Below are 7,010 nucleotides of genomic sequence, written 5' to 3' on the forward strand. Positions count from 1 at the left end.
ACTGGTTTGCCATGATTGGGATCAGCGACAGGCGGCTGCTGAGCGGCCGACATTTCGATCAGTTTTCCATGATCATCTCGGCTGCGGCGGCCTCTCTCGGCGCCGCCCTTCTACCGAAATATCTAATCGAGACGGAGCTCGAGGGTGGAATTCTGATCCCGCTCAGTGACATGGCCCTGAAGACGCATAACAGCTATTTTGTGGTGAGCGCGGCCGGCGACGTTAACCCGCAGGTAAACGCATTTACGCGCTGGCTAATGTCGGCCGCACGGCGCGGCAGCATGCACGAGACTCGGCAGGACGGAAGGCTGTAAAGGGGCTTCGACGCCGACTAGGGCACCAATCCAGTGTCGCCCGGCTCAAGCTCCAAGGCTACGCTGCGTTTGAACAATTCACAACGGCGCTTACCCATGGACGAGTATGACTGGGCAGCATCCCAAAATGATCTTTGAAGGCTTTCGAAAAATGAGAAGAGGAAACATATCCGCAGGCCACGGCCACTTCAATGACCGACATATCTGTGGTCTCAAGAAGTTGTCGCGCCTTTTTTAACCGCACCTGAGCGTAATAATTCATTGGCGTGGTCTTCATGTGTTTTATGAAGAGACGTTCAATTTGGCGACGCGACAAGGACACTATCTGTGCGATTTTCTTGAGGGGCAACGGATCCTCTACATGCTTCTCCATCAGCTTGATGACACGAATGAGCTTTTCGACGGCGCCAGTGGCGCGAAGTCCAAGCGGCACCGATTGACAATGGCTACCAGTACGAAATCTGTCCGCGCTCAACTGAGCACAAATTTGGCGCGCAAAATTCTCTCCGCGCCTAAGGTGAATCATTTCCGCTGCGAGGTCGAACGCTGCGAACCCCCCGGCGCAAGTGGTAACGGAGCCATCCTGGACAAAGAGGCAATCTTCGGTGACCAACTCTGGGAATTTTTCGGCAAAAGCTGCTAGTTTTGACCAGTGAATCGTACAGCGCATAGCGCTATGCAAGATCCCTGCGTCAGCCAACAACCAAGCTGCGGTTCCGAGCGCACAAATTGGCAGTTTGCGACGACTTTTCATGCGTAAAAGAGCGGAGATCAGAGGTGATTTTTGCTCTTCGATGCGCTCTCCACCTATTATCACCATGAGTGAATCGTCATCGCCATTTTTGTAGGAATTGATGTCGATGTCGGGTGCGATTGCGATGCCGCTTGAGCTCACAACGGGGCTACTCATCCCGATAACTCGCCAATCAAACAGCCTTTCACCGACGCTGCAATTGGCTTGATAAAAAGGTTCTACAAACGAAGAGAGACTAAGCTGCGAGAAGCCTGGCAGAACAAGGATGCTGAACCTCAGCGTGCTGTCAAACAGGGCCTTTTCTTCCGAAGAGCTTCCATTGAAATCGAGAGCCAGTGCGGGCAAGCCGGCAGTTGCGGTCTCAGTCATGATCACTCCGTGCTTTCAGGTCTCGCAGCGTTGCAAGCTCAAGCCCGCTTGGCGGCGCTGTCTCTTCGAGTCGGTCAGCGAACTTGACCTTCCACCCGCAAGTCGCCTGCACGGCATCCCCCGTCACCCCCGGATGAAGCGACGTCACCATGAACTCCTTTGTTTCCGGATCAGGCTTCCATACAGCCAGGTCCGTGACAAGCAGTGTCGGGCCCTTGGTCGAGATCCCGAGCTTCGCGCGCGCATCACCGCCATCGCCGTGACCGAAGGAGGTGAAGAAGTCTATCTTTTCGACCATGCCCCTCAGCGACTGCTTCATTGTTATGAAGACCTCGCCGCAGGAAGTCGCGATCTCTGGGGCCCCGCCGCCTCCGGGAAGCCGCGTCTTGGGATGATGATAGTCGCCGATAACGGTCGTGTTGATATTGCCGTAGCGATCGAGCTGCGCAGCGCTGAGGAAGCCCACGGTAATGCGCCCGCCCTGCAGCCAATAACGAAACATCTCCGGCACCGAGACGGTCGTCACGGCCGTCTCGCAGAGTTCCCCATCGCCGATCGACAAGGGAAGCACCTTTGGGGCGGCGCCGATCGTGCCGCTCTCGTATATGAGTGTGATGCCCGGCGCGTGCGTCAATCGCGCCACGTTGCAGGCCGAGGATGGCGCGCCGATGCCGACGAAGCAGACATCGTCACTTGTCAGCGCCCGCGCGGCGGCGACCGTCATCATCTGTTCCGGCGTGAAACCGGGCCCACTCATGCCGCCCTCCGCAAATGGCCGACGCGGCTTGCGAAGACTTCAGGCTTCGCGTCGAGCACGTGTATTTTCATCCATGCGCGGAAGCTCTCACGGTCAGCGGCGATGTGGTCCCATTCGAGATAGGTCGCATTGTCGCGCGCATAATAGCCATGTGCATAAGAGGGATGCGCACCTCCCGGCACGACAGCTATCGCCCTGATCGTCCACTGAGGCAGAACGCAGCAATTGGGGTGCACGTCGGCGAAGTCCTCGACAACTTCCTCCACCGTCACCACCGCACGCTTGGCAGCCAGCACCGCTTCTTTCTGAATGCCAACGATACCCTCGACAAGCACGTCGCCTTTGCGGTTCGCCTTCTGGGCGTGAATGAAAGTGACGTCGGGTCTGAGTGCCGGCACTGCCGCCAGCGTTTCGCCGGTGAAAGGGCAGGTAACCGATCGGATGTTCGGATTAACTTCGGTCAGCCCTGCACCGCGATAGCCACGGAATACGGCGAGTGGCAGCCCAGCCGCTCCCGCCTCGTAGGCGTTCGCCATACCGGCATGGCTGTGCTCTTCGATCTCGACGGCGCGCGGATGGCAATTTTCGATCGCGTCGCGGCAGCGTCGCAAAAGCCCGACGCCAGGATTGCCGAGATAGGAGAAGATGAGTTTTTTCGCCATCCCCATTCCCACCATCTGGTCGTAGACGAGGTCCGGCGTCATGCGGATCAGGGTCAGTTCCTGCCGCCCCTGCCGGATCGCCTCGTGTGCCGCCGCGTGCGGGATGAGATGCGTGAAGCCCTCGAACGCCACGCTGTCGCCATCAAAGAGGTTCTCCGCAAGGGCTTCGGCCAGGGAGCAGAACTTGACCACGATTGTGGGCTCCACGTTTAACTTGCTCGCTGCGCGCAGTAGGCGGCTGCGAGGCGATGGCTACAGGTAAGGCTTGATCTTGCGCAGGGCTCCGAGGACCACAGCGGTCATGTCATCGATGTCCTGCTCAGACATGGCCGTGGACAGGAAACCGGTGCCCGTTTCCACCATGAGGAGGCCACCGTCGAAAAGATACCCGACGAATGCCGAAAGAAGTGCAGCTTTCTCCGCCGACAGGTAGGCCTGCCGGTAGTTCTCAGGGGCATCCGCGGACAGGTGAATTCGAAACATCGACCCTCGGCCGGAAACGCAAACAGGCACGTCCGCAATCTTGATTGCCTCGCCAATTGAGCTTCGCGCGCGGTCGCCAAGTGCATTGAGCCTGTCAACAGCCTCCCGATCGTACAACTGCATCGCCGTATGGCCGGCGATCATCGTGATCGGGTTTGCCGAGAACGTGCCAGAAAGCGGAAAAAGCGCCGGCCCGTTTAGGGGGTTCAACACCTCCATCACGTCGGCGCTGCCGGCAATGGCCCCGACCGGAAAGCCGCCCCCTATCATCTTGCCCAAGGCAGTGATGTCCGGTTGGACATCATACCATTGTTGGGCCCCTCCAAATTTTGACCGGAACGTGATCACTTCGTCGAAGATCAGGAGCGCCCCGTTCTGCTCGGTCCAGCGTCTGAGCGCTTGAACGAAATCTTCGGCCGCCGGTATTACGCCTATACGATGAGGAAGGACATCGACGAGCACGCACGCCAAATGGTCGCGGTGTTCGTCCAGTATCTCGAGCGCCCGTTGCACGTCGTTGAACGGAATCACAACGACATCGTCGAGTAGGCGCTGAGGCGTTCCGCGCGATACCGCAACGCTGGACGGGCGCTCAGGCTGTCCCCAATTGTCCGGCTTGGCCGTCTGGCTTGCCTCGGCGTAGTCGTAGAGGCCGTGATAGGCCCCTTCGACCTTTGCGATCTTAGGCCGCCGGGTGAATGCCCTAGCAGCCTTGAGGCTCGCCATGACCGCCTCCGTTCCCGAGTTGACGAAGCGGATTCGCTCGAAGGCAGGATTGCGGCTGCGAATATACTCGGCATAATCGATCTCGACTTCGGTGCCGAGCGTAAACGCGGTCCCTTTCTGCAGCTGTTCGCTGACAGCAGCAACGATCGCCGGATGTGCATGCCCGTGAATCAGGGAGGCGATATTATTCGCAAAGTCGACGCGACGGACCCCCTCCACATCATAGACGTAGCACCCTTGCCCCCTCTCGGCGTAGATCGGATGCGGCTTGCGCAAAATCGTGTTTCGGCTGCATCCGCCCGGCAAAATGGACTTGGCGCGCTCAAACAGGGCTGCGCTTTTCGAAACATCCGTATGCAAATTCGCGTCCACAAGGCATCTCCCGATAGCACCTAGCGTTCCAAATGGTTGAACTTGCCTTGCACCCCATCCCAGGCGGCTGCGTCAGGAAGTGGTTCCTTGGAATCAGTTATGTTGGGCCACAATCGCGAAAGCTCTTCATTGAGCTCCAGAAAGTGCTTCATATCCGCCGGCAGGTCCGTATCTCGGTAGATCGCCTTTGCCGGACAAACTGGCGTACAGGCATCGCAATCAATGCATTCGTCGGGGTGAATAACGAGAAAGTTCGGCCCCTCGTAAAAGCAATCGACCGGGCACACATCGACGCAATCGGTAAATTTGCACTTGATACAGTTCTCGGTGACGACATAGGTCATGTCAGGTCCCCATCCGTTGAAAGTACCGGATATCTTTTCCGCGCAGCTACTCCGCCGCCTGCAGGAATGCGGGATTGATCCCATACATGGAATAGAGGCCAGCCTCGTCGAAGATGACGCGATCATCATAGCCGCTGAACCAGATTGCGTCCGGATTTCGGCCGACGATGGTCACCTTGCATCGGTCGCTTGCGTCAGCGGCTGAACGCAACAGCTTGAAGATCACGACGCCTTTTTCACCCCCCGGCACGCCCGGTACAGGTTCGTTGGTGACCGCCGCGACTTCGGTCTTGCCCTTGTAGTGTGTGATCGAAAGCCGCGCATGGGCCTCGACGCCCGACAGGCCCTTTTGCGACTCGTTCAGGATCTGCCATGCACGCTCGATCGGGACATTGAACGCCTTGTGCCCGACTATGTCGCGACCACAGAAGAAATAGTGGTTGTTGATGCCGTTTCGGAGCATCTCGCGCTGCATGATCCGCAACGCTTCGGCATCGTCGTTGATATCGCGAATGATCGGAGACTGATTGTGGATCGTAATCCACTCACGCCGAGCGAGTCCCTTGACCGCACCCCGCGTTTCGGGAATCCATTGCAGCCCGCCGCCCTGATTGTCGACATAACCGCCATCGGGTGTCTTGCGGAGAAATTCGTCGGGATGGTTGAAGTGCACCATCATCCGCAGGCTGACCTCCGGATAGACCTCGTGGAATGCGTCGAGCATGGCAAAGAAAGTCTGGTCCAACCGCTGAGGATGAAACGCCAGCTCCTTGGTCCCGATGCGGATGTTCTCGACCCCGGCTTCCGCGAGCCCTGCCAGCCAGGCAGCGATGTTCTTGTTCCCCAGGACCATGGGATCGCCGCCTGACATCAGGATCTCGCGAAGCTTCTCACGCCCGGTTTCTGGATGGCGACCGCCATTCGCGGCCACCGCCCTGTTGTGCTCGCCAATGTATTCGACAATCTCCCCGAGCTGCGCCAAGCCTTTAGGAGCAACTGTCCCGTCCTCGCGTGTGATTTCCTTGCGGCCGATCAGTTCCTCGCGATAGCAGAAGCGACAGTGGGCGGAGCAGGTCGACGCCACATACAGCAAACCAAGCTCATACTTATGGATCAGTCCTTCGCGCGGGCTGTAGGTCATTTGCTTGCCCGGATCTTCGGCACCGTCGAGATCGTAGGTTTCTTTCGGACTGGCTTTCACCAGCGTCTGCATGGGTCGACTGTATTGCGCCTGCTCATAATAGTGCCGAGTGATCTTGATCGGCATCCGCGCCTCCAGATCTCTCGAAGTGCCTTTCAGCTCAAGGATCCGGTCTAGCTCTTCTTGTGAATAGAATCCCTGCATGTCCTGGGACACGTCACCGGTGGCGAATTTAGCTATGCCGGTGATGATCTGCCGGTCGTATTTGCCGTTGGCCACTTTGTCTAGAAACGTCTGCTCACGCTGCGACGGCATGTATTTTTCAATGCTACTCACGCGCATACCTCCAAAACTGAAAGTTCAGACCAGCACAGACACCGGCGGAGCCATTCCAAGTCGACGGATTGATTTCTTGAGCCAATTCTCGACTCTCCCACTCAGACTTACAAACGCATATTCGTCACCAGTTTGTGACTTAGGGTCATGAGAGCGCGCTAAGATTTCTCATTAGCCAACTCGATAGTCGGCGCGAGGGGCAGGATGGAAAAGTGGAGTACGGGTGTTGCCCGACCAGGATCGGCAACATGCCGAAATTGACGACACAACCGGCCTGTCGTTCATGTCGAGACGCCAGTGTGAGAGTGTGAGGTGATTTGCCGAGCATTGACCTCAGTGTCCAACTCAGTCGGCCGGGCGATACGATCCGCCGGCTCGAAAAAAGTGGCAGCCCCGCTACCGGCGCACCGGATTGGCCGCACTGACAGATCTGGCAGCGGACTTTTTTAGAAAATGCCGAGGCGAGGAGGGCGGCCTATCTCCATCTTGATGGCTACGCGCCAGGTCCCCTATTTGAGGTCTTCCACGTTTCGTGGATCCGATGGTTGTCGATCAATCCTGAGACAGTTCTGCTGACGGCAAAGGGCCGCCCTACCGCTGATGCATAAGGAGCCCTTGAAGCAGTGTAAGCGCGTAGGCATCCCCACGTAGCGTGCAGGCGGTTGATCGCTCATTTTCAGCATGAATCATGCGGAGAATCCTGTGAGCGACAGTATGAGCCATCATCGAACATTCGAGATTTTGACGGCGGA

The 7,010-nt window shown here is 57.6% G+C and carries 7 protein-coding genes; 1 reads left to right on the forward strand and 6 read right to left on the reverse strand.

Annotated elements, in window-relative coordinates; genetic code table 11:
- Positions 1 to 314: LysR substrate-binding domain-containing protein (locus D3227_RS39360; RefSeq protein WP_245452148.1), on the forward strand; the 314-nt coding region annotated here is incomplete at its 5' end.
- A 58-nt stretch (positions 315 to 372) separates the two neighbouring features.
- Here the strand turns inward: D3227_RS39360 and D3227_RS39365 are convergent.
- From D3227_RS39365 to D3227_RS39390, 6 genes are read right to left on the reverse strand one after another with little or no spacing between them, the layout of a single operon-like run.
- Positions 373 to 1,437 carry a GlxA family transcriptional regulator gene (locus tag D3227_RS39365; RefSeq protein WP_120019356.1) on the reverse strand — a complete coding sequence of 355 codons (1,065 nt, stop codon included), beginning with the start codon at positions 1,435 to 1,437 and terminating at the stop codon, positions 373 to 375.
- On the reverse strand, positions 1,430 to 2,194 hold the full coding sequence (locus tag D3227_RS39370) for a CoA-transferase subunit beta (protein ID WP_120019357.1): 765 nt from the start codon (positions 2,192 to 2,194) through the stop codon (positions 1,430 to 1,432). The genes D3227_RS39365 and D3227_RS39370 overlap by 8 nt, the downstream gene beginning before the upstream one ends.
- Positions 2,191 to 3,048 carry a CoA transferase subunit A gene (locus D3227_RS39375; RefSeq protein ID WP_120019361.1) on the reverse strand — a complete coding sequence of 286 codons (858 nt, stop codon included), beginning with the start codon at positions 3,046 to 3,048 and terminating at the stop codon, positions 2,191 to 2,193. Before D3227_RS39375 ends, D3227_RS39370 begins: the two co-directional genes overlap by 4 nt.
- A 60-nt stretch (positions 3,049 to 3,108) precedes the next feature.
- Entirely contained in the window at positions 3,109 to 4,437 is a 1,329-nt protein-coding gene (locus D3227_RS39380; protein WP_208646602.1) for an aspartate aminotransferase family protein, read from the reverse strand.
- 20 nt (positions 4,438 to 4,457) lie between these two features.
- Entirely contained in the window at positions 4,458 to 4,781 is a 324-nt protein-coding gene (gene fdxA, locus D3227_RS39385; RefSeq protein ID WP_120019359.1) for a ferredoxin FdxA, read from the reverse strand.
- Positions 4,782 to 4,827: 46 nt separating this feature from the next.
- A complete protein-coding gene (locus tag D3227_RS39390) occupies positions 4,828 to 6,258 on the reverse strand; it encodes a KamA family radical SAM protein (protein ID WP_147377818.1) in 1,431 nt (476 codons plus the stop codon).
- Positions 6,259 to 7,010 lie beyond the last annotated feature (752 nt).

Origin of the sequence: Mesorhizobium waimense, assembly GCF_003601975.1 — a bacterium.
Taxonomy (GTDB): Bacteria; Pseudomonadota; Alphaproteobacteria; order Rhizobiales; family Rhizobiaceae; genus Mesorhizobium; species Mesorhizobium waimense.